Source organism: Kitasatospora sp. NPDC049285 (genome assembly GCF_040678815.1).
In the GTDB taxonomy this organism is placed as follows: domain Bacteria; phylum Actinomycetota; class Actinomycetes; order Streptomycetales; family Streptomycetaceae; genus Kitasatospora.
The window spans coordinates 60,268-81,299 of record NZ_JBFAQR010000012.1; the positions used below are offsets into that span (position 1 = coordinate 60,268).

The 21,032-nt window shown below is 71.7% G+C and carries 18 protein-coding genes, 1 tRNA gene and 1 pseudogene; 10 read left to right on the forward strand and 10 right to left on the reverse strand.

Annotated features, from left to right (window positions below; genetic code table 11):
• The first annotated feature begins 145 nt into the window (after nt 1-145).
• The 7 genes from AB0K51_RS11180 (at nt 146) to AB0K51_RS11210 (ending at nt 7,403) form a co-directional block, all read left to right on the forward strand.
• Nucleotides 146-598, forward strand: coding sequence for a hotdog fold thioesterase (locus AB0K51_RS11180; protein WP_014135167.1), 453 nt, complete (start codon nt 146-148; stop codon nt 596-598).
• An 84-nt stretch (nt 599-682) separates the two neighbouring features.
• The gene (locus AB0K51_RS11185; protein WP_363453001.1) at nt 683-1,342 is read left to right on the forward strand and encodes a Tat pathway signal sequence domain protein; all 660 of its coding nucleotides are present in this window, start codon (nt 683-685) and stop codon (nt 1,340-1,342) included.
• 299 nt (nt 1,343-1,641) lie between these two features.
• The gene (locus AB0K51_RS11190; RefSeq protein ID WP_363453003.1) at nt 1,642-2,871 is read left to right on the forward strand and encodes a branched-chain amino acid ABC transporter substrate-binding protein; all 1,230 of its coding nucleotides are present in this window, start codon (nt 1,642-1,644) and stop codon (nt 2,869-2,871) included.
• An 84-nt stretch (nt 2,872-2,955) separates the two neighbouring features.
• The gene (locus tag AB0K51_RS11195) at nt 2,956-3,885 is read left to right on the forward strand and encodes a branched-chain amino acid ABC transporter permease (RefSeq protein ID WP_363453005.1); all 930 of its coding nucleotides are present in this window, start codon (nt 2,956-2,958) and stop codon (nt 3,883-3,885) included.
• 5 nt (nt 3,886-3,890) lie between these two features.
• The gene (locus AB0K51_RS11200) at nt 3,891-5,846 is read left to right on the forward strand and encodes a branched-chain amino acid ABC transporter permease (RefSeq protein ID WP_363453007.1); all 1,956 of its coding nucleotides are present in this window, start codon (nt 3,891-3,893) and stop codon (nt 5,844-5,846) included.
• A gap of 7 nt (nt 5,847-5,853) precedes the next feature.
• Nucleotides 5,854-6,690 carry an ABC transporter ATP-binding protein gene (locus AB0K51_RS11205; RefSeq protein ID WP_363453009.1) on the forward strand — a complete coding sequence of 279 codons (837 nt, stop codon included), beginning with the start codon at nt 5,854-5,856 and terminating at the stop codon, nt 6,688-6,690.
• Nucleotides 6,687-7,403, forward strand: a complete 717-nt coding sequence (locus tag AB0K51_RS11210) for an ABC transporter ATP-binding protein (RefSeq protein ID WP_363453011.1) — start codon at nt 6,687-6,689, stop codon at nt 7,401-7,403. The genes AB0K51_RS11205 and AB0K51_RS11210 overlap by 4 nt, the downstream gene beginning before the upstream one ends.
• A gap of 71 nt (nt 7,404-7,474) precedes the next feature.
• On the opposite strand, the gene AB0K51_RS11215 is transcribed toward AB0K51_RS11210, so the two are convergent.
• On the reverse strand, nt 7,475-8,128 hold the full coding sequence (locus AB0K51_RS11215; RefSeq protein ID WP_363453013.1) for a response regulator: 654 nt from the start codon (nt 8,126-8,128) through the stop codon (nt 7,475-7,477).
• Between the two features lie 97 nt (nt 8,129-8,225).
• Between AB0K51_RS11215 and AB0K51_RS11220 the strand changes: the two genes are divergently transcribed.
• Nucleotides 8,226-8,299 (forward strand) — tRNA-Leu (locus tag AB0K51_RS11220).
• Nucleotides 8,300-8,322: 23 nt separating this feature from the next.
• On the opposite strand, the gene AB0K51_RS11225 is transcribed toward AB0K51_RS11220, so the two are convergent.
• The 4 genes from AB0K51_RS11225 to AB0K51_RS11240 all read right to left on the reverse strand — a co-directional run bounded on the left by AB0K51_RS11225 (nt 8,323) and on the right by AB0K51_RS11240 (nt 12,804).
• Nucleotides 8,323-9,204, reverse strand: coding sequence for a hypothetical protein (locus tag AB0K51_RS11225; protein WP_363453015.1), 882 nt, complete (start codon nt 9,202-9,204; stop codon nt 8,323-8,325).
• A gap of 17 nt (nt 9,205-9,221) precedes the next feature.
• Entirely contained in the window at nt 9,222-10,205 is a 984-nt protein-coding gene (locus AB0K51_RS11230; protein WP_363453017.1) for a hypothetical protein, read from the reverse strand.
• 75 nt (nt 10,206-10,280) lie between these two features.
• Nucleotides 10,281-11,273: a hypothetical protein gene (locus AB0K51_RS11235; RefSeq protein WP_363453019.1), complete on the reverse strand. Its 993-nt coding sequence runs from the start codon at nt 11,271-11,273 to the stop codon at nt 10,281-10,283.
• Nucleotides 11,274-11,460: 187 nt separating this feature from the next.
• Nucleotides 11,461-12,804 carry a helix-turn-helix transcriptional regulator gene (locus AB0K51_RS11240; protein ID WP_363453021.1) on the reverse strand — a complete coding sequence of 448 codons (1,344 nt, stop codon included), beginning with the start codon at nt 12,802-12,804 and terminating at the stop codon, nt 11,461-11,463.
• 149 nt (nt 12,805-12,953) lie between these two features.
• On the opposite strand from AB0K51_RS11240, the gene AB0K51_RS11245 reads away from it, so the two are divergent.
• The gene (locus AB0K51_RS11245; protein WP_363453023.1) at nt 12,954-13,883 is read left to right on the forward strand and encodes an NADP-dependent oxidoreductase; all 930 of its coding nucleotides are present in this window, start codon (nt 12,954-12,956) and stop codon (nt 13,881-13,883) included.
• 72 nt (nt 13,884-13,955) lie between these two features.
• On the opposite strand, the gene pyk is transcribed toward AB0K51_RS11245, so the two are convergent.
• Nucleotides 13,956-15,380 (reverse strand): pyruvate kinase, encoded by a 1,425-nt coding sequence (pyk, locus tag AB0K51_RS11250; protein ID WP_363453025.1) that lies wholly within the window; start codon nt 15,378-15,380, stop codon nt 13,956-13,958.
• Nucleotides 15,381-15,704: 324 nt separating this feature from the next.
• Here pyk and AB0K51_RS11255 point away from each other — a divergent pair, with 324 nt between their 5' ends.
• On the forward strand, nt 15,705-17,540 hold the full coding sequence (locus AB0K51_RS11255; protein WP_363453027.1) for a 5'-nucleotidase C-terminal domain-containing protein: 1,836 nt from the start codon (nt 15,705-15,707) through the stop codon (nt 17,538-17,540).
• Between the two features lie 105 nt (nt 17,541-17,645).
• Here the strand turns inward: AB0K51_RS11255 and AB0K51_RS11260 are convergent, their stop codons facing one another.
• From AB0K51_RS11260 to AB0K51_RS11275, 4 genes and pseudogenes are all read right to left on the reverse strand, one after another.
• The gene (locus AB0K51_RS11260; RefSeq protein ID WP_363453133.1) at nt 17,646-17,912 is read right to left on the reverse strand and encodes a helix-turn-helix domain-containing protein; all 267 of its coding nucleotides are present in this window, start codon (nt 17,910-17,912) and stop codon (nt 17,646-17,648) included.
• Nucleotides 17,892-18,155: pseudogene (locus AB0K51_RS11265) on the reverse strand (FAD-binding molybdopterin dehydrogenase); the annotation flags it as partial. The gene AB0K51_RS11260 and the pseudogene AB0K51_RS11265, both read right to left, overlap by 21 nt.
• 160 nt (nt 18,156-18,315) lie before the next feature.
• A complete protein-coding gene (locus tag AB0K51_RS11270; protein WP_363453029.1) occupies nt 18,316-19,773 on the reverse strand; it encodes an aldehyde dehydrogenase family protein in 1,458 nt (485 codons plus the stop codon).
• 73 nt (nt 19,774-19,846) lie between these two features.
• Nucleotides 19,847-20,716: a helix-turn-helix transcriptional regulator gene (locus AB0K51_RS11275; RefSeq protein WP_363453031.1), complete on the reverse strand. Its 870-nt coding sequence runs from the start codon at nt 20,714-20,716 to the stop codon at nt 19,847-19,849.
• Nucleotides 20,717-21,032: the final 316 nt, after the last annotated feature.

Below are 21,032 nucleotides of genomic sequence, written 5' to 3' on the forward strand. Positions count from 1 at the left end.
CCTGTCCTGCCGGTTGCACTGCCGCCTCAGATCCTAGGGGCAGCCGGCGACATCTCCCGGAGCGGCGCGGAGCACCTCCCTACCGGCGGGTAGACAGTCGTACGATCAACGGGCACGAGGAAGTGACACCCCGAACAGGAGCACCATGACCGACGCGGCGCCCGTACTGAAAGTGCCCCAGGACGTGCTGGACCACTTCGCCAAGCTGGGGGTGAGCCCGGAGACCTTCTCCGGCGGGCACCTGGGCGAGAAGCTCGGCATCACCATCGTGGAGGCGTCGCCGGACCGGGTGGTCGGGACCATGCCGGTGGAGGGAAACCAGCAGCCGTACGGGCTGCTGCACGGCGGGGCGTCGGCGGCGCTGGCGGAGACCCTGGGGTCGATCGGCGCGATGCTGCACGCCGGTCCGGGCCGCTACGCGGTGGGCGTCGACCTGAACGCCACCCACCACCGCTCGGCCACCTCGGGCCTGGTCACGGGCGTGGCCACCGCGGTCTTCAAGGGCCGCACCGCCGCCACCTACGAGATCGCGGTCACCGACGACACCGGCCGCCGCATCACCAGTTGCCGGCTCACCTGCATGCTGCGCGACCTGTAGCCCGCGTCGTTCGCGCCCCCTGCGCCCCCTTGGTTTGGCCGTGCTCCGGTAGGGGCAATCTTGGCTGGACAAGGGGGCGTCGCTATGTCCGGGGACGATGAACTGCCAAGCAGCGCAGGGGGTTTCCTCGGGCCGGTGGAGGCGGGCGAGGGCACCTGGACGCCGCTGCGGCCCATTCACGATCCCGAGCAGCCGTTGCTGAGTGGGCGTCAGAAGCTAGTCCTGGTCTCGGTGTTGCTGCTGATCGCCGCCGCGCTGACCGCCCGGCACGCCGCGCACCGGCCCGCGCAGGACGCCAACTCCCCTCCGCCGCCGCCGTACCCCTCGCAGGCGATGCGGTTCGGCTACGGCGGTCCGGCGCCGTTCGGGCAGGAGGACTTCGCACTGAAGTTGACGGCGCACAACGGGAGCGCCGCGCCGGTGGACGTGCTCGGGGTGAGCCAGGGCTACCGGGGGCTGTCGGTGGTGGTCTCGGGCTGGCTGCCGCAGACCGTTCCGGCGGGCGCCTCGGTGGAGTTGCGGGTGGGACTGAAGGTGACCGACTGCTCGGCCGCGCCGGCCGACGCGGGACTTCCATTCCTGGATGTAACGCTGCGTAACACGCGCGCAATGGAGACGGTGAGTCAGATTCTCGGCGACTCCTACGCCCGCGACCTGTCACTGGCGATACATTCCGCCTGCCCCGGTTCCGATAATCGGACGCGCACGCCCACGGCCAGCCCGGCGGACACTTCCGTCCGATAACCGGTGAACATCGCCATGACCAGCGGGTTACCGGTGGGCTCCTTCCGAACAGCGAGACGAGGCCCGGAATTCCGGGGTCCGGGTGGCACCACCATCCAGCATGTGAGATGGATTCAACCGCTACTCATAACAAGAGAATCACAGCCTGTCCGCGCCCAGTGCCCGAGGCGTCGTCGGCGGTTTAGAGTCACGGCCAGTCACCGCGCCGTCGGATATCCCTTTTCGGGCCTCGGCCCGGGCGCGACCGGCACCGCCTGCCCTGTGCGCGTGTCTTCCAGACCCTGAAGGAGACCCTCGTCGTGCGAAAGAGCTCACTGCTTGTCGTGACCATTGCAGTCACCGGAGCGCTCACCCTCTCCGCCTGCGGCTCGCGCGGCGCCAAGTCCGGCACGGACAGCGCGGCCGGCGGCACGAAGGTCGTCATCGGCGTCGACGCCCCGCTCACCGGCAAGCTGTCCGCGCTGGGCCTGGGCATCAAGAACTCGGTCGACCTGGCCGTGAACAAGGCCAACAAGGACAAGACCGTCCCCGGCGTCACCTTCGCCATCGAGGCGATGGACGACCAGGCCAACCCGACCTCGGGCCAGCAGAACGCCACCGCCCTGGTCGGCAAGTCCGAGGTCGCCGGCGTGGTCGGCCCGCTGAACTCCAGCGTCTCGCTGACCATGCAGAAGGTCTTCAACGACGCCCACCTGGCCCAGGTCTCGCCGGCCAACACCAACCCGCAGCTGAGCCTCGGCCCGGACTGGGGCAGCAGCAAGTTCGTCCGCCCGTACGCCTCGTACTTCCGCACCGCCACCACCGACGTGGTGCAGGGCAAGTTCGCCGCCCAGTACCTGTACAGCGAGGCGAAGAAGACCAAGGTCTACGTCATCGACGACAAGAAGACCTACGGCGCGGGCCTCGCCGCCATCTTCCAGGAGGAGTTCAAGAAGCTCGGCGGCACCGTGGTCGGCGCCGACCACATCAACCCGGACGACAAGGACTTCTCCGCGGTCGCCACCAAGGTCGCCTCCTCCGGCGCCGACTCGGTCTACTACGGCGGCGAGTACCCCGAGGGCGGCCCGCTCAGCGACCAGATCAAGAAGGCCGGCGCCAAGGTCCCGCTGTTCGGCGGCGACGGCCTGTACGACGACGAGTTCATCAAGCTGTCGAACAACAACAGCAACGGCGACCTGGCCACCTCGGTCGGCGCCCCGGTCGAGGAGCTGGACTCCGCCAAGACCTTCATCAGCGACTACAAGGCGGCCGGCTACAAGGACCCGTACGCGGCCTACGGCGGCTACTCGTTCGACGCCGCCTGGTCGATCATCGAGGCCGTCAAGAAGGCCGTCGCGGACAACGGCGGCAAGGTCCCGACCGACCTGCGCGCCAAGGTCATCGACTCGCTGAGCAAGGTCAGCTTCGACGGCGTCACCGGCAAGGTCTCCTTCGACCAGTACGGCGACACCACCAACAAGCAGCTGACGGTCTACACCGTCAAGGACAACAAGTGGGTCCCGGTCAAGAGCGGCACCTACACCGGCTGACCCTTCGTCACCACAGCGTTGTCCGGGCGGGGGGCGCCACGAGTGCCCCCCGCCTTTCCCATCCCCCAACCACGGAGGCCTGCGGTGCACGAACTGCCGCAAAACCTGGCCAACGGCCTGATGCTGGGCCTGATGTACGGCCTGATCGCCGTCGGCTACACGATGGTCTACGGCATCGTCCAACTGATCAACTTCGCCCACGGCGAGATCTTCATGATCGGCGGCTTCGGCGCGCTGACGTCGTACGCCGCGCTGCCCCACGGCACCCCGCTGTGGGTCGCGCTCCCGGTCATGCTGGTGGGTGGCGTGATCGCCTCCGTGCTCACCGCCACCGCGGCGGAGCGGTTCGCCTACCGCCCGCTGCGCACCGCGCCCCGGCTGGCCCCGCTGATCACCGCGATCGGCCTGTCGATCGCCCTGCAGCAGCTGGTCTGGGCGTTCTACCCGGGCGCCAAGAAGGCCGTCTCGTTCCCGCAGTTCAGCGGCGACCCGATCAGCCTCGGCGCGTTCCACCTGCAGCGCAACGACCTGTTCCTGCTGATCGCCGCACCGCTGTGCATGATCATCCTGGCCTCGTTCGTCCGGCTGACCCGCACCGGCCGCGCCATGCAGGCCACCGCGCAGGACCCGGACACCGCCAAGCTGATGGGCATCAACACCGACCGCATCATCGTGGTCGCCTTCGCCCTCGGCGCGGCCTTCGCCGCCGTCGCGGCCGTCGCGCACGGCCTGCGGTACGGCCAGGTCGACTTCATGATGGGCTTCCTCGCCGGCCTGAAGGCCTTCACCGCCGCCGTGCTCGGCGGCATCGGCAACATCTACGGCGCGATGCTCGGCGGGCTGGTCCTCGGCGTCGCCGAGTCGATGGCCACCGCGTACATCCAGAACGTCCCCGGCATGCACCAGCTCGGCGGCGCCGCCTGGGCCAACGTGTGGGCGTTCGTCCTTCTCATCGTCGTCCTGCTCGTCAGGCCCCAGGGCCTGCTGGGCGAGCGCGTCGCAGACCGGGCGTGAGGCAGATGACCAACTCCGCAGCTTCGCACGAGACTTCTCCCGTCCTCCCGATTCCGGTCGGCGCCGCGCGCGCCGCGACGGTGGCCGGCGGCGCCCTCGCGGCGGCCTCCGCGCTGATGTCCTGGACCTGGACCGACGCCTTCCCCGGCGACCTCACCTACTACGGCTCCCCGGCCGGCCTGCAGTGGCTGGCCCTGGTCGGCGGCCTGCTCACCGTCCTGCTGGCGCTGGCCGCCGCGCAGGTGCCCGGCCTGCGCTGGCTGAGCCCCTCCGGCGGCAACAACGGCGTGCTGTTCGCCGCCCTCGGCACCCTCGCGGTCGGCGGCTACTCGGCCGGCGCGATCGCCGTCCAGCTCGGCGGCCTGGCCAACCTGGAGCCCGGCGGCTGGGTCGTCCTGCTCGGCTCCCTGCTCGCCGTGGCCGGCGCGCTCGGCCTGCCGCTGGACCGCCGCACCACCGTCAAGCTGCGCATCCTGCAGTGGTGGTGGTTCGCCGTCGCCGCCGCGGCCGTCCTGTTCCGGATCGGCCTCGCACAGGGCTGGGCGCTGGACGTGGTCCCCACCGGCATCCGGCCGATCTTCAGCGAGAACGCCTGGTTCTTCGTCGCCCTGCCCGTTGGCATCGTGGTGATCCAGATCGGGCTGCTGACGGACTGGTTGCTGCGCCTCGGCCGGATCGAGCGCCCGCTGCCCGCCGCGAAGCAGCTCAGCTCCTGGGTCGAGATCCTGATCGTCACCGCGGTCTTCGCGGTCGGCCTGGCCGCCGCCGACTTCGGCATCTCCACCGAGTACGGCGAGCTGTTCATCGGCTTCCTGCTGCTGACCGCCTTCGCCACGGCCGCGCTGAACGCCTCCGGCGCCGTGGCCCGGCTGCGCGAGCTGACCACCCGTCACCGGGCGGTGACCACCGGCGCGGCCTTCGCCGCGGCCGCCGCGTTCCCGTTCACCCAGAGCGGCGACACGTACGTGCTGATCGGGGTCAACATCCTGATCTTCGCGACCGTGGCGCTCGGCCTGAACGTGGTGGTCGGCCTGGCCGGCCTGCTGGACCTCGGCTACGTGGCCTTCCTCGGCGTCGGCGCGTACGCCGCGGCCCTGGTCTCCGGCTCGCAGTTCTCGGTCTTCCGCGGCGTGCACCTGCCGTTCCCGGTCGCGGTGCTGATCGGCGCGGCCGCCGCGCTGGTCTTCGGCGTGGTGATCGGCGCACCCACCCTGCGGCTGCGCGGCGACTACCTGGCGATCGTCACCCTCGGCTTCGGTGAGATCTTCCGGATCGCCATGAACAACCTGGACGGCAACTCCGGCCCGAGCCTGACCAACGGCCCGAACGGCATCGCCGCCATCCCGGACGTCAACCTGCTCGGCTTCGACTTCGGCCAGCCGCACGACATCCTCGGCCTGCACCTGGGCAAGTTCGGCAACTACCTGCTGCTGATGCTGGTGGCCACCGCGATCGTGGTGACCGTCTTCAGCCGCGTCGCCGACTCCCGGATCGGCCGGGCCTGGGTCGCCATCCGCGAGGACGAGACCGCCGCCGAGGCGATGGGCGTCAACGGCTTCCGGGTCAAGCTGATCGCCTTCGCGCTCGGCGCCACCCTGGCCGGCCTGGCCGGCGCCGTGCAGGCCCACGTGGCCAGCGCGGTCTCCCCCGACCAGTACCAGTTCGCCGGGGCCGTCCCGCCGAACTCCGCCTTCCTGCTCGCCGCGGTGATCCTCGGCGGCATGGGCACCATCAGCGGACCGCTGGTCGGCGCGGCGATGCTCTTCCTGATCCCGGCCAAGCTGCAGTTCCTGCAGTCGTACCAGCTGCTCGCCTTCGGCATCGCGCTGATCCTGCTGATGCGCTTCCGCCCGGAGGGCCTGATCGCCAACCGCCGCCAGCAGTTGGAGTACCACGAGGCGCAGGTGCCCGAGCAGGGCGGCGCGCCGACCGACGAAGCACTGACCAAGGCAGGGGCGTGAGCACCTCATGACCACCGACACCGCCCCCGCCCCGGCGTCCGCGCCGCTCGCCGAACCCGTGCTGGAAGCCTCCGGCGTGGTGATGCGCTTCGGCGGCCTGACCGCCGTCAACCAGGTCGACCTGACGGTCCGCCAGGGTGAGATCGTCGGTCTGATCGGCCCGAACGGCGCCGGCAAGACCACCTTCTTCAACTGCCTGACCGGCCTGTACGTGCCGACCGAGGGCACCGTGACGTACCGCGGCCAGGTGCTGCCGCCCAAGCCGCACCTGGTCACCCAGGCCGGCATCGCCCGGACCTTCCAGAACATCCGGCTGTTCTCCAACATGACGGTGCTGGAGAACGTGCTGGTCGGCCGGCACACCCGGACCAAGGAGGGCCTGTTCTCGGCCATCCTGCGCGGTCCCGGCTACAAGCGGGCCGAGCAGCAGAGCCGGGCCCGGGCGATGGAGCTGCTGGAGTTCTGCGGCCTGGCGGGCAAGGCCGAGCACCTGGCCCGCAACCTGCCCTACGGCGAGCAGCGCAAGCTGGAGATCGCCCGGGCGCTGGCCAGCGAGCCCGGCCTGCTGCTGCTCGACGAACCGACCGCGGGCATGAACCCGCAGGAGACCCGGGCCGCGGAGGAACTCGTCTTCGCCATCCGGGACCTGGGCATCGCGATCCTGGTGATCGAGCACGACATGAAGTTCATCTTCAACCTGTGCGACCGCACCGCGGTGCTGGTGCAGGGTCAGAAGATCGTCGAGGGCGACCGGGAGACGGTCCAGAACGACGAGCGGGTGATCACCGCCTACCTCGGTGCTCCGCTCGAGGGAACCACCGCCGCTACGGAGGCCGACCAGTGACCGCTCTGCTCGAGGTCGAGGACCTCCGCGTCGCCTACGGCAAGATCGAGGCCGTCAAGGGGATCAGCTTCACCGTCAACCAGGGCGAGGTCACCACCCTGATCGGCACCAACGGCGCCGGCAAGACCACCACCCTGCGGACCCTGTCCGGTCTGCTCCGGCCGACCTCGGGCAAGATCCTGTTCGAGGGGGCGGCGATCGACACGGTGCCCGCGCACCGGATCGTCGCGCTGGGCATGGCCCACTCCCCCGAAGGCCGGCACATCTTCCCGCGGATGACGATCGAGGAGAACCTGCTGCTCGGCGCCTTCCTGCGGAAGGACTCGGCCGGGATCACCGAGGACGTGGAGCGCGCCTACACGCTCTTCCCGATCCTCGGCGAGCGTCGCAAGCAGGCGGCCGGCACCCTCTCCGGCGGCGAGCAGCAGATGCTGGCGATGGGCCGGGCGCTGATGTCCCGTCCGAAGCTGCTGATGCTGGACGAGCCGTCGATGGGCCTCTCCCCGCTGATGATGCAGAAGATCATGGCGACCATCGTGGAGCTGAAGGCGTCCGGCATGACCATCCTGCTGGTCGAGCAGAACGCGCAGGCCGCGCTCTCGCTCTCGGACCGGGCGTACGTGATGACCACCGGGCACATCACGCTCTCCGGCACCGGCGCGGAGCTGCTGCGCGACGAGTCGGTGCGCCGCAGCTACCTCGGCGAGGACTGACCCCCCGTCAACGGGCGAGCGCCCCACCCGGGTTTCCGGGTGGGGCGCTCGCCGCGTCTGCGGGCCTTCGCTCAGCCCTCGGCCGCGTCGGACTTCTTGCGGTCCTGGGCGGCACCCTCCTCGATCACGGCCTCGGCGACCGCGGCCATGGTCATCCGGCGGTCCATCGAGGTCTTCTGGATCCAGCGGAACGCGGCGGGCTCGTTCAGACCGAACTTGGTCTGCAGCACGCTCTTCGCCCGGTCGACCAGCTTGCGGGTCTCCAGCCGCTGCGAGAGGTCCGCGATCTCCTGCTCCAGGGTGCGCATCTCGGTGTAGCGGGAGACCGCCATCTCGATGGCCGGGACCAGGTCGCTCTTGCTGAACGGCTTGACGATGTAGGCCATCGCCCCGGCGTCGCGGGCCCGGTCGACCAGTTCGCGCTGCGAGAAGGCGGTGAGCATCAGCACCGGCGCCAGGTGCGCCTCGTGGATCCGCTCGGCCGCGGAGAGGCCGTCCAGGACCGGCATCTTGACGTCCAGGATGGCGAGGTCGGGCTTGAGCTCCTCGACCAGCCGGACCGCGGTCTCACCGTCGCCGGCCTCACCGACCACGGTGTAGCCCTCCTCCTCCAACATCTCCTTGAGGTCGAGGCGGATCAGTGCCTCGTCCTCGGCGATGACGATTCGGGTGATCTGGGGCGAGTCGGTGTCAAGCGGCTGGGCCTGCTCGTCGGCGGTGCTCACGGGGCTCCTCGGTCCGGCGGGGTGCTGCATGCACGAGCCTACCCAGACACGGTATGTTTGGTTCACCACGGTGGGGGTTTGACCTTCGATCCGCTGGGCCCCGATAGCCCAATCGGCAGAGGCAACGGTCTCAAACACCGTACGGTGTGGGTTCGAATCCCACTCGGGGCACTTACCTTGCTTTCCAAGGTCGCTCACTCCAGCGTGATGGCGGCGGGCGCGGCCCCCGCGTCGGTCGCCGTCAGCGTGTAGCGTCCCGCGGTCGGTCCGTCGAAGTCGAACCAGGCCGCCAGGTTGCCGGAGCCGGGGATGCCCTCCCCCGTGGCCATCAGGTTCAGCGGCCCGGTCGGTGCGAGGGTGCGACCGTCCGGCAGGGTGAGCCGCAGGGCCAGGCCGTCGCCGGTGGTGCCGAACGGGACGTCGAACTGGACCGTGACGGTGTGTCGGCCTGCGTCCAACGCGCTGACCGGCCGCCCGGGGAGGTTCCCGCCGCCGACGTTCAGCGTGCAGTCGCCGCGGAGTTCGGCCGCGTGCAGCGCGAGCCGGTACCGCCCGGTGGCGAGGATGTCGGCGGAGGCGTGCAGCGGTACGGGGGCCAGCGGTTCGGCTCCGGGCGCGCCGGGTACCAGCGGCAGGACCGCCCGCACCTTGCCCGGCGCGGTGATCACCAGCGAGAGGTCCTCCAGGTGCAGTTGCTGCCCGGCGCCGCCGAGGTCACGGGCCTCGAGCAGGCCGCCCTCGCTCACCGTCGCCGTGTTCTCCCCCCACGGGGCGGGGCCGGTCAGCTCGGCCAGCGGTTGCCCGTGCGTTTCCAGGAAGTAGTGCGGCCGGACGGAGGCGAGGGTCGCCGGCCCGGCGAGGGTGGCCGCGACGAGCACACCGACCGCCGGCCGTCCGTCCGGCTGCCGGGTCTCGTACGCGCTCTGCAGGTCGATGACGTCGCCGCCCCAGTAGGCCGTGGCACCGACCTGGAGCGTCCTGGTCGGCGCGGGCGCCGTCCCGCCGTCCGGGCCGCAGGCGGACAGCAGGGCGGCCGCGAGGAGCATCGCGGCCGGACCCGTGGCGTTCCTCCTCATGGTTCCGCTCACCTCCGTCACACCGGTGCCTGGGTCGGGGAGCCCCCGTCGGTGGGGGCCTCGTGCAGGGTCAGGGTGGCCGGAGGGGCGCCGCGGTCCGCGGCCTCGAGGGTGTAGACGCCGGTGGTGCCGCCGTAGAAGTCGAACCAGGCGGACAGGTTCACCGCGTCGTGGCGGCCCTGGTAGTCGAGCACGACCGGCGGGGTGCTCGGGGCGATCCGGCGGCCGTCGGGCAGGGTGAGGTGCAGGTCGAGGCCGTCGGGGGTGGTGCCGGGCGGGGCGTCGAACCAGACCACGACGGAGTGCTGACCGGGCTTCAGCGCGTCCAGTGCCCGGCTGCCGTGGTCGATGCCGTCGGGGCTGCTGCCACCCAGCTGGTGCACCGCGTCCGGGCTGCCGGTGCAGTCCTGGCGCAGCTGGGCGGCCGCCTGGGCCAGCCGGTAGCGGCCGGTCTCCAGCGTGGCGGCGGAGGGCTTCAGCGCGATGGGCTCCAGCAGCTCGGTGACGCCCGGCTGCGGCGCGCCGAGCGGGATCACGGCACGGACCAGGCCGGGCGCGGTGAGCACCAGCGTGAGGCCGTCCGCATCGAGCGGCTTCCCGTCCAGGCCGACGTCCTTGGCCTTGAAGGTGGTGGTCGTGGTCATGCCCCCGGAGCCGGACATCATCGGTTTGCCGAGGTCGGCCACGGCGAGGCCGTCGGCCTCCAGGCTGAGGTGCGGCTGGTCCCCGATCACGCTGAACGGGAAGCCGGTGGTGGCCTGCACGACCAGGGTGACCTGGTTGCGGCCGTCGGGCTGGGCGGTGACGGTCAGGTCGGTGACCCGGTAGGCCTCGCCGGCGAACCACGCCGTCCTGTTGACCGTCACCTTCTGGGTCAGGAACGGCAGCTGACGAGTACTCGGGACCTTGGAGTCGGCGCGGTCGGCGGACGGCGCGGCGCAGCCGGCCGCGAGCAGGGCGGCGGCGAGTATCGCGGCGGTGGCGGTGAACTGTCGGTGCATGGTGGTTCCCCCCGTTACTGCGTGTGCCCGGGCGCGGTGGACGCGCCCGGGCGAGGTACTGACGATGGTTCGGGATCAGGCGAGCGGGCCGCTGTCGGCGACCGCGGCGGCGGTGAGCTTGACCGGGGCGGCGGCGCCCGGGGCGTCGGTGACGGAGAGCGTGTAGTCGCCGTCGGTGGCGCCGTTGAAGACGAACCAGGCGGCCATGTCCTGGCGGGTGGGGCGGTCGGGGTAGATCGCCTCGATGGGGGCGACGGTGGGGCCGACCTCCTGGCCGTTGGGGAGCTTGAGGCGCAGGAAGGAGCCGTCGACGGCCATGCCGGCCGGGCCGACGTTGCCCTTCATGTCGAAGACCACCAGGACGGCGCGCTGGCCGGGCTTGAGGGTGGTGACGCCGTTGCCGTCGCCGAAGTCGGCGCGCAGCTGGGCGTACTTGAGGTCGAGGGTGAGCCGGCCGGAGGTGATGGAGTTCCCGGCGAGCTTGAGGTCGACCGGCTTGAGGGTGACCGCCGTCCGGCCGCCCTTGCCGAGCGGGGCGACCGCCTGGGCGACGCCCGGGTCGCCGAGGACGAAGGAGGCGCCGTCGAAGCTGAACGGGTGCTTGGGGTCGACGTTGCCCTTGAAGGTGACCGGTAGCGGGTTGGTGGCGCCGGGGACCGGCGGGGCGGCGGTGCCCAGGTCGCCGGTGACCGGGCTGCCGGACAGGTCGAGGGCGAGGCTCGGCCAGTAGTGGATGGCGGTGGTCTTGAAGGTGTTGGTGACGTTGGTGTTCAGCGTCACGGTGTAGTCGCCGTTCGGGCCGGCGGCGTAACTGGCGTCCTTGACCTCGAACTTGAGGCCGCCCCACCAGACGGTCTTGCCGACCTGCACGGAGGTCGGCGCGGTGGGGGCGACCGCCGGGGCGCTGGCGGTGGGGGCGGTGCCCTTGGCGGCGGCGGTGGACGCGGCCGGCGCCGGGGTGTCCGACGGGTCGCAGGCGGTGGCGAGCGCGGCGACCAGGACGGCGGCGGCGACGGCGGCGGCCGCCTTGACGGAGCGTCTGGCCGGGCGCGGAGTGCTGCTGTTCATCGCGGGGTTCCCTCCCTCGGCGCCGCTCGGGGTGTGTGGGTTACGACGCCGTCGGCAGGACGGTACCCACCCGCGGACCGGCCGGACCGGTCCGTGACGGATCCGGGACGAGGCCGCGTCCTGGCGGTGAAGTCGCTACAGGGAAAGGGTAGTTGGCGAACCTTCCGGTGTCCCGCCGGTTGCCGGATCAGGAGGCCGCGGAGAGTCCGGCCACGCCGTGCGGCAGTCCGGCGCGGTGGGCCAGCGCGGCCGCCTCGCCGCGGGAGCCGACGCCGAGTTTGGCCAGGATGTTGGCCACGTGGAACTTCACCGTGGACTCGCTGATGTGCAGCGCCGCGGCGATCTCCCGGTTGCGGCGGCCGCGGGCGAGCTGGCCCAGCACCTCCAGCTCGCGCGGCTGGAGGCCGTCCAGCGGGTCGGTGGCGAGGCCGGGGCCGGGCGGGGCCGGCGGCAGGTCGACGGTGACGGTGGTGCCCCAGCCGGGCACCGCCTCGACGGTGTGCCGGCCGCCGAGCGCGGCGATCCGGTCGGCGGTGCGGTGGACGGTGAGCGCGTCGGCGGCGAGCAGGCCGAGACCGTCGGCGCGGACCACGGCGCGCAGCGTCGCGTCCGGGGTGAACTGCCAGCTCACGTGCAGCCGGGTGGGCTTCTCCTGGTCGAGCATCAGCAGGACGGCCGCCCGGACGGCGTCCCGGGCGGTGTGCGCGGTGTCGGCCGCGACGGTCCGGTCGCCCTCCACCGGGGGGACGGCGTCCATCCGGACCCGGGTGTGCCGGAGCAGCGGCCGCAGTTCGCGGGCCAGCCGGGCGAAGGCGGCGTCGGCGGGCTCCTCGCTGAGCGTGCGGTCCAGTTCGGCCCCGCGGCGCAGGTCGAGCAGGGCGGTGACGGCGAGTTCGGTGGCGGCGCGGCGGGCGGCGCCGTCGTCCAGGTCGGCGGAGCGCAGCGGGGCCAGGATCGCGGCGAGGGCGGCGCTGTGCGCTCCGGTGGACTCGGCGATGGCCCGGGCCCGGGCGTTGGCGGTGACCCGGGAGACGGCGGTCTGGGTGGGGGCGGCGTCGGTGGCGCGGTGGTCGGAGTGGGCGACCACCAGGTCCCACAGGCGTTGCAGGACGGCGAGCGCGCCCGCGGCGACCGGCGTGGCGTCGGCCCGGATCAGCACCAGCACGGCGCCCTTGCCGTGGCCGGGGTCGGCGCTGACCACCACCACCGGCCGGGTGTGGCCCGCGAGTTCGGCCTCGCCCTGCCAGGGCCGGCGCTCGCCGCTCCGCTCGGCCGCGCCGGCCGCCAGCTCGCCGAGCTGGGAGAGTTCCACGGCGCCGATGCCCTCGGTGAGCGCGGCCGGGCCGGTGACGTTGGTCGGGGAGAACACGCAGACGCCGCTGAGCTGGGCCGCCGCCTGGTGCGGGACGAGCGTGCCGACCGCCTCCGACACCCGCGGCAGCAGGCCCGGGCGCGGGGTGCGCAGCACCTCGACCGCCCTGGCCAGCGCGTCCTCGGGTCGGCCCCAGTGCTCCTGCCAGCTCTCGTCCATGCCGACCAGCCTAACCCCGCCGCACCGGTCGCCGGCCTGTCCGTTCGGCCAGGTCGAACCGTCCGAAAGGCGGGCCGGGGCGGGGCCGGACAGGTCGCAGGATGGAGCTGTCGCAAGGCCCAACCCTCCTCGATCCCAAGGACGTTCCCATGACCAAGGCCATCGCCTTCCCGCACTACGGCGGCGTCGACGTGCTGCGCCCCGTCGACGTCGAGCTGCCCGCCCCCGGTCCCGGCCAGGTGCGGGTGGCGGTCCGCGCGGCGGGCGTCAACCCGCTCGACCACAAGCTGCGCAGCGGCGCGCTGGACGGCGTCTTCGCGGTCGCGTTCCCGTTCGTGCCGGGCTACGAGGTGGCCGGCACGGTGGAGGCGGTCGGCGCGGGCGTCACCGGCTTCGCGCCCGGTGACGAGGTGTTCGGCGGCACGGTCGGCGGCGGGTACGCCGAGCACGCGCTGGTGGACGCCGCCGCGCTGGTCCGCAAGCCGGCCTCGCTGGGCTGGGCGGAGGCCGCCGCGCTGCCGGTGGCGGCGGAGACCTCCGAGCGGGTCCTGGACGTCCTGGGGGCGCGGCCCGGCGAGACGCTGCTGGTGCACGGCGCGGCCGGCGGGGTCGGCACGCTGCTGCTGCAGTTCGCCCGGGCCCGCGGGATCACCGTGGTGGGCACCGCGAGCGAGGCCAACCACGACTACCTGCGCGAGCTCGGCGCGATCCCGGTGGCGTACGGGGAGGGCCTGGCGGAGCGGGTGCGGGCGGCCGCCCCGGGCGGGGTGGACCGGGCGGTGGACGCCGCCGGGCAGGGCGGGGTGCTGCCGCTGTCGATCGAACTGACCGGCGGCGCGGACCGGGTGGTGACGATCGCGGACGCCGCGGGCGGCCACCAGTACGGCGTCCGGTTCACCGGCGGCGGCGAGGGCGGCGAGTCGTACCACGCGCGGGCCTTCGCGGCCGTGCTGGCGCTGCACGAGGCGGGCACCCTGCGGCTGCCGCTGCACCGGGTGCTGCCGCTGGCGGAGGCCGCCGAGGCGCACCGGATCAGCGAGCACGGGCACCTGCGCGGCAAGATCGTGCTGACGGTCTGACCACCGGCCCGGCTGACGGCCCGTCGGACAGGAGGCCTGCTCGACGGACCGTCAGATGCCTTCCGGCATCGGCTAGTTGACGGTACCCACGTGGTGCACGCGGACCAGGTTGGTGGAGCCGGCCAGGCCGGGCGGGGAGCCCGCGGTGATCACCACGATGTCGCCGGGCCGGCAGCGGCCGAGGCTGAGCAGCGCGGCGTCCACCTGGGCGACCAGCTCGTCGGTGGTGGGCACGAACGGGCCGAGGAAGGTCTCCACGCCCCAGGTCAGCGCCAACTGGCTGCGCACCGCGGGCTCGTAGGTGAAGGCCAGGACCGGGATCGGCGAGCGGTAGCGGGTCAGCCGGCGGGCGGTGTCGCCGCTCTGGGTGAAGGCGACCAGGTACTTGGCGTCCAGGAAGTCGCCGATCTCGGCGGCGGCACGGGCCACCGCGCCGCCCTGGGTGCGCGGCTTGCTGCTCTCGGTCAGCGGCGGCAGGCCGGCGGCCAGGATGTCGGTCTCGGCGGCCTCGACGATCCGGGCCATCGTCCGGACCGTCTCCACCGGGTACTTGCCCACCGAGGTCTCGCCGGAGAGCATCACCGCGTCGGTGCCGTCGAACACCGCGTTGGCGACGTCGGAGGCCTCGGCCCGGGTCGGCCGGGAGGCGTTGATCATCGAGTCCAGCATCTGGGTGGCGACGATCACCGGCTTGGCGTTGCGCTTGGCCAGCTTGACCGCGCGCTTCTGGACGATCGGCACCTCCTCCAGCGGGAGTTCGACGCCCAGGTCGCCGCGGGCGACCATCAGGCCGTCGAAGGCGTCGACGATCTCGGCGAGGTTCTCCACCGCCTGCGGCTTCTCGATCTTGGCGATGACCGGGATCCGGCGGCCCTCCTCGTCCATCACCCGGTGCACCTCCTCGATGTCCCGGGCGCTGCGCACGAACGACAGCGCGATCAGGTCGGCACCGGTCCGTACGGCCCAGCGCAGGTCGTCGACGTCCTTGTCGGACAGCGCGGGCACGGAGACGGCGACTCCGGGCAGGTTGAGGCCCTTGTGGTCGGAGACCAGGCCGCCTTCGATGACGATGCAGTGGACCCGGGGGCCCTCCACGTGGGTGACCTCCAGGCAGACCCGGCCGTCGTCGACCAGGATCCGCTCGCCGCGCGACACGTCGGCGGCCAGGCCCTTGTAGGTGGTTCCGCAGATCTCCCGGTCACCCGGGACGTCCTCCACGGTGATGGTGAACTCGTCGCCGCGTTCCAGCAGGACCGGTCCGTCGGCGAAGGTGGCCAGCCGGATCTTGGGGCCCTGCAGGTCGGCGAGGATGCCGACACTGCGGCCGGTCTCGTCGGCGGCCTTGCGGACCCGGTGGTAGCGCTCCTCGTGCTCGTGCTGGGAGCCGTGGCTGAGATTGAGTCGGGCGATGTCCATGCCGGCGTCGACCAGGGCCTTGATCTGGTCGTACGAATCCGCGGCAGGCCCGAGAGTACAGACGATTTTTGCTCGGCGCATGGCTCAGAAGCCTAGGCATTACCGGGGCGTAGCCAGAACGCTCCAGGCTGCTCTGCCATGGCAGTTGGCGAAAGATTCGATGAACGGCCCGATACCGCGGGGGTTGACGGAAGCGTGTACGAGCGGATCGGGCCGAGCGGTGCCCCGTCACGGACGGGTCGCCCAGTGCTCATCTGATGGAAACGTCGGGGGGCTGGTCTGCGGCGGAATTAACCGGCAGACTTCTACGCGCGTTTCTCTACGCGCGTCACCGTGCTGCCGTAACGTCATCGCCCGTGCCACCGGCCGCAGCTGACGGCCCGCCTGTTCGATCTGGAGTCCTCGATGTCCCTGAACCGCCGTGACTTCGTCACCCGCTCCGCCGCCACCGCGGCCGGGGCCGCCCTCGTCGGCGGCATCACCACCGCGACCGCGACGCCCGCCTCCGCGGCGGAGGCCGACCAGGACGAGGCCCGCGGCCGGGGCCCGGTCCCGTTCAAGGCGAGCTTCACCGTGATGGGCACCACCGACCTGCACGGCCGGGTGCTCAACTGGGACTACTTCACCGACGCCGAGTACGACGACAAGGCGCACAACGACGTCGGCCTGGCCAAGATCTCCACCCTGGTGGACCAGGTCCGCGCCGAGAAGGGCCACTGCCACACCCTGCTGATCGACGCCGGCGACATCATCCAGGGCACCCAGCTCACCTACTACTACGCCCGGGTCGAGCCGATCACCGGCAAGCGCCCGCCGCGCCACCCGATGGCCGAGGCGATGAACGCCATCGGCTACGACGCCGCCGCGCTCGGCAACCACGAGTTCAACTACGGCATCTCCACCGTCCGCGCCTTCGAGGAGCAGTTGGAGTTCCCGCTGCTGGGCGCCAACGCGCTGTTCGCCAAGAACGAGAAGCCGGCCTTCCCGCCGTACGTCATCAAGGAGATGCACCTCGGCCACGGCCGGCCGCTGCGGGTGGGCATCCTGGGCCTGACCAACCCCGGCATCGCGATCTGGGACAAGGCCAACGTGCAGGGCCAGATGATCTTCCCCGGCATCGTCGAGATGGCCGCCAAGTACGTGCCGCGGATGAAGGCGGCCGGCGCCGACGTGGTGGTGGTCTCCGCCCACTCCGGCATCGACGAGCCCTCCTCCTACGGCGACCAGCTGCCCTGGCCCGAGGACGCCTCCGGCGAGATGGCCGTCACCGTCCCCGGCATCGACGCGGTGCTGGTCGGCCACACCCACAAGGAGGTGGCGCAGCGGCTGATCACCAACCAGAAGACCGGGAAGACCGTCGTCCTCTCCGAGCCGCTGTGCTGGGCCCAGCGCCTGTCCTGCTTCGACTTCGAGGTGGAGTTCGCTCGCGGCCAGTGGACCGTCTCCTCGGTCACCTCGCGGGTGCTGAACAGCAACACCGTCGCCGACGACCCGAAGATCGTGAAGCTGATCGACGCCCAGCACAAGAAGGTCGTCGCCTACGTCAACCAGGTCATCGGCACCTGCAAGGAGACGCTCTCGATCGCGGAGTCCCGTTTCAAGGACACCCCGATCATCGACCTGATCGGCCGCATCCAGGCCGACGCCGTCCGCACCGCGCTGGCCGGCGGCCAGTACGCCAAGCTGCCGGTGGTCGCCCAGGCCGCGCCGTTCAACCGCACCGCGGTGATCCCGGCCGGCGAGGTCAAGCTGCGCGACGCGGCCGGCCTGTACATCTACGAGAACACCCTGGAGGCCCGTCTCCTGACGGGTGCCCAGCTGAAGGACTACCTGGAGTTCTCCGCCAAGTACTACGCCCAGCTGGCCCCCGGTGACCCGATCAACCTGGACACCCTGACCAACCAGGCGAACAACACCCCCGACTACAACTACGACTCGATCTACGGCCTGACCTACGACATCGACATCTCGCAGCCGGTCGGCAGCCGGATCGTCGGCCTGTCGTACCAGGGCGCCCCGGTCGACCCGGCCGCGCAGTTCGTCCTCGCGGTCAACAACTACCGTGCCAACGGCGGCGGCAACTTCCCGCACGTCGCCAAGGCGCAGCAGATCTGGGCCAACTCGGACGAGATCCGCAACACGATGATCGCCTGGGTGAAGGCCAAGGGCGTCATCGACCCGACCGAGTTCTACGGCAACGGCGGCTGGCGCCTGGTCCGCCAGGGCGTTCCGCTGTTCTGACCTCCGGCGCGGCCGGCGCCTTGAGCCGATGCCGCGGGTGAACGCGTTCCCGCAGGGGCCGTTCCGGGTGCGACCGCCGCGCCCGGGACGGCCCCTGACGCGTGGTCAGGCGCCGACGCAGCACAGGGCGGCGGACAGGTCGAGCCGGGCGTCCAGCCGGAGCAGGTCGCGGCCGGTGAGCTCCTCGATCCGGCGGATCCGGTAGTGCACGGTGTTCACGTGGACGTGCAGCGCCTCGGCGGTGCGGGTCCAGGAGGCGTCGTGGCGCAGGAACGCCGCCAGGGTCGCCAGCAGGGCCTCGTGCCCGGCGAGCGGCCCGAGCAGCCGCTCCCGGTAGGCCGCCCGTACCTCGGCGGGCAGCCCGTTGCACAGGTTGCCGCCGACCGTGGCCGCGTTCCAGATCTTCCAGGACGCCAGGAAGGCCCGGCAGCACTGCTCCACCAGGCCCGCCGCCGCACTCGGCGACTGCCGTGCGTGGCGGGAGAGTTCGGCGATGGTGCAGGTCGCGGCGAGCTCCAGCCCGCCGTCCGGGGTCGGGGTCAGCGGGGGCCAGCCGAACCGCTGGAGGTCGATCAACCGCCGCGCCGCGGGCTGGGGTTCGGAGAACAGGTGAGTCAAGCAATCCCCCGGCCCCGCCCGGCAGTGGTGCGCCCTACCAGAACGCCCCTCCGGCGCTGGACGATCGACCAGCGGAAGCCGCTGCGACCGGTCCGCCGGAGGGGCGTCGGTGTACTGCCGGGGGTGCGTCGGAAGGGGTGCGTCAGAACGGGCTGCGTCAGAACGGGAACTGGGACCGCTCGTGCTGGATGGATATCCACTTCAGCGTGGTGAAGGCGTCGACGGTGGCCTCGCCGCCCAGCCGGCCGATGCCGGAGTTCTTCTCGCCGCCGAACGGGACCAGCGGTTCGTCCGCGATGGTGCCGTCGTTGACGTGGACCATGCCGGTGTCGATCCGCTGGGCGAACCGGACGCCGCGCTCGACGTCCGCGGTGTGCACGGCGCCGGAGAGGCCGAAGGGCGTGTCGTTGGCGATCCGCACGGCCTCCTCCTCGCCGTCGAACGGGATCAGCAGCGCCACCGGGCCGAACACCTCGCGGCGCAGGATCGGCGCGTCCTCGGGGATGTCGGTGAGCACGGTGGGGTGCACCAGGGTGCCCACGGTGCTGCCGTGCAGCAGCGGGCGGGCGCCGGCCGCGATGGCCCTGGCGACCTCGGCGGTGACCGACTCGGCCTGGGCGGTGTTGATCAGCGGGCCGAGCTGGGTCTCCGGCTCGCCGGGGTCGCCGGCCCGCAGCGAGGACACCTTGGCGGTGAACTTCTCGCTGAACTCGGCGAACAGGCTGCGGTCCACCAGGATCCGGTTGGCGGCCATGCAGATCTGGCCCTGGTGCAGGAACCGGCTGGCCACCGCCGCGTCCACCGCGTAGTCCACATCCGCGTCGTCCAGCACCACCAGGGCGCTGTTGCCGCCCAACTCCAGGACGGTGCGCTTGAAGTGGCTCGCGGCGACGGTCGCCACGTGCCGGCCGACGGCGTCCGAGCCGGTGAAGGAGATCACCTTGGGCACGGGGTGCTCGAGGAAGGCGTCACCGATCTCGGCGATGTCGGTGAGCACCACGTTCAGCAGGCCGGCCGGCAGCCCGGCCTCCTCGAAGATCTTCGCCAGCAGGGTGCCGCCGCTGACCGGGGCGTCCTGGTGCGGCTTCAGCACCACGCCGTTGCCGAGCGCGAGCGCCGGGGCGACCGCCTTCAGCGAGAGGAACACCGGAGCGTTGAACGGGCTGATCACGCCGACCACGCCGACCGGCAGCCGGTACAGGCGGTTCTCCTTGCCGGGCACCGGCGAGGGCAGGATCTTCCCCTCGGCGCGCATCGCCAGCGCCATCGACTCGCGCAGCATGTCCCGGCAGAGCCCGAGTTCGAACGCCGACTTGAGCAGCGTCCCGCCCAGCTCGACGGTCATCACCTGGAGGATCTCCGCCTCGCGCTGCTCGATCACCCGCAGCGCCCGCTCGAACACCAGCCGCCGCTCGTACGGGCTCTGCCGCGCCCACACCTTCTGCGCGCGCTCGGCGGCCCGGTACGCCTGGTCGACCTCGTCCGCCGTGGCCACCGTGAACGAGGCGAGCTTCTCACCGGTGTACGGGTCGAGGTCGACGATGTCCCAGGAGCCGGTGCCCGGCCGCCACTGGCCGTCGATGTACTGCTGGGCGAGTTCCGTGATCAAGGACATCCGATGATCCCTTCGGGACTGTCACCTCAAGAGGCACTGTCGCCTTCTGACGGATCATCATCTTAATTGCGTACTAGTCCTCTTGGAGGATCTCCGCCAGAAGCGCCCGGGTCTCTTCCTCGGACAGCGCCGCCGCCGACACCTTCTCCAGCGCGGCGTTGTACTCGGCCACCTCGACCGCCTTGTCGAGGTACATCGCCGTGGTGAACTGCTCCACGTACACCACGTCGGAGAGGTCCGGCTCGGGGAAGGCCAGCACCGTGAACGCCCCGCTGTCCGCGGCCAGCGCGCCCATCCCGAGCGGCAGCACCCGCAGGCTGATGGTCTCGCGCAGCGACAGCTCGGCCAGCCGGGCCAGCTGACCGCGCATCACCTCGGGCCCGCCGCGCGGCCGCCGCAGCGCCGTCTCGTCGACGATCAGCTCCAGCCGGGCGGTCGTCCCCTCGGCCAGGAACCGCACCTGGCGGCGCAGCCGCACCGCGGCCCGCCGCTCGATCTCCTCCTCGGGCACGCCCGGGCTGCCGGCCCGCATCACCGCGTGCACGTACTCGGGGGTCTGCAGCAGCCCGGGCACGAACTGCACCTCGTAGCTGCGCACCAGGTTCGCCGCGTCCTCCAGGTTGAGGTACGTCTGGAACCACTGCGGGATCACGTCGCCGTAGCCGTGCCACCAGGCCGGGGCGTTGGTCTCGCCGACCAGGCCGAGCAGGGCGGCGCGGGACTCCTCGTCCTGCACGCCGTACAGGGTCAGCAGGTCCGCGACGTCGCGCTGCTTGAAGCCGACCCGGCCGAGCTCCATCCGGCTGATCTTGGACTCCGAGGCGCGGATCGAGTACCCCGCGTCCTCCCGGGTCACGCCACGGGCCTCGCGCAGCCGCCTCAACTGGGCACCCAGTTGGATACGGCGCGCGGTCGCTCCGCTGCCCGTCGGCAGGCCCGTCATGCAAACCTCCGCCCAAGAACGACAGTTGGACCCCGTGGGATGCAGTCTGCCACTGCGTGGCGACACTCCGCGAGATCCTGAGCGCTTTTGGCCAAGCCGTTGTAATGCGACGCGTGTCGACTGTTCGCACCGAATCGGCCGGTGGCCGGAAAAGGACCCGGCGCGGGAATGGCACCGCGCCGGAAAAGACTTCGGCGCCTGCCCTTACCTGGTCGGGGAGTGGGCAGGCGCCGTCATGACCGGGCCCGGCGGCTCTGGCGGGTCGGTGTTTGTCGGCCGGGCCCCCGCGAACTTGCGGTCGCGGGGGACAGGCGTT

Excerpts from the sequence above, each read along its gene's own strand:
- AB0K51_RS11180 (WP_014135167.1), top strand. The coding sequence starts at position 146 with ATGACCGACGCGGCGCCCGTACTGAAAGTGCCCCAGGACGTGCTGGAC.
- AB0K51_RS11185 (WP_363453001.1), top strand. The coding sequence starts at position 683 with ATGTCCGGGGACGATGAACTGCCAAGCAGCGCAGGGGGTTTCCTCGGG.
- AB0K51_RS11200 (WP_363453007.1), top strand. The coding sequence starts at position 3,891 with ATGACCAACTCCGCAGCTTCGCACGAGACTTCTCCCGTCCTCCCGATT.
- AB0K51_RS11205 (WP_363453009.1), top strand. The coding sequence starts at position 5,854 with ATGACCACCGACACCGCCCCCGCCCCGGCGTCCGCGCCGCTCGCCGAA.
- AB0K51_RS11225 (WP_363453015.1), bottom strand. The coding sequence starts at position 9,204 with ATGAGGAGGAACGCCACGGGTCCGGCCGCGATGCTCCTCGCGGCCGCC.
- AB0K51_RS11230 (WP_363453017.1), bottom strand. The coding sequence starts at position 10,205 with ATGCACCGACAGTTCACCGCCACCGCCGCGATACTCGCCGCCGCCCTG.
- AB0K51_RS11235 (WP_363453019.1), bottom strand. The coding sequence starts at position 11,273 with ATGAACAGCAGCACTCCGCGCCCGGCCAGACGCTCCGTCAAGGCGGCC.
- AB0K51_RS11240 (WP_363453021.1), bottom strand. The coding sequence starts at position 12,804 with ATGGACGAGAGCTGGCAGGAGCACTGGGGCCGACCCGAGGACGCGCTG.
- AB0K51_RS11245 (WP_363453023.1), top strand. The coding sequence starts at position 12,954 with ATGACCAAGGCCATCGCCTTCCCGCACTACGGCGGCGTCGACGTGCTG.
- pyk (WP_363453025.1), bottom strand. The coding sequence starts at position 15,380 with ATGCGCCGAGCAAAAATCGTCTGTACTCTCGGGCCTGCCGCGGATTCG.
- AB0K51_RS11255 (WP_363453027.1), top strand. The coding sequence starts at position 15,705 with ATGTCCCTGAACCGCCGTGACTTCGTCACCCGCTCCGCCGCCACCGCG.
- AB0K51_RS11270 (WP_363453029.1), bottom strand. The coding sequence starts at position 19,773 with ATGTCCTTGATCACGGAACTCGCCCAGCAGTACATCGACGGCCAGTGG.
- AB0K51_RS11275 (WP_363453031.1), bottom strand. The coding sequence starts at position 20,716 with ATGACGGGCCTGCCGACGGGCAGCGGAGCGACCGCGCGCCGTATCCAA.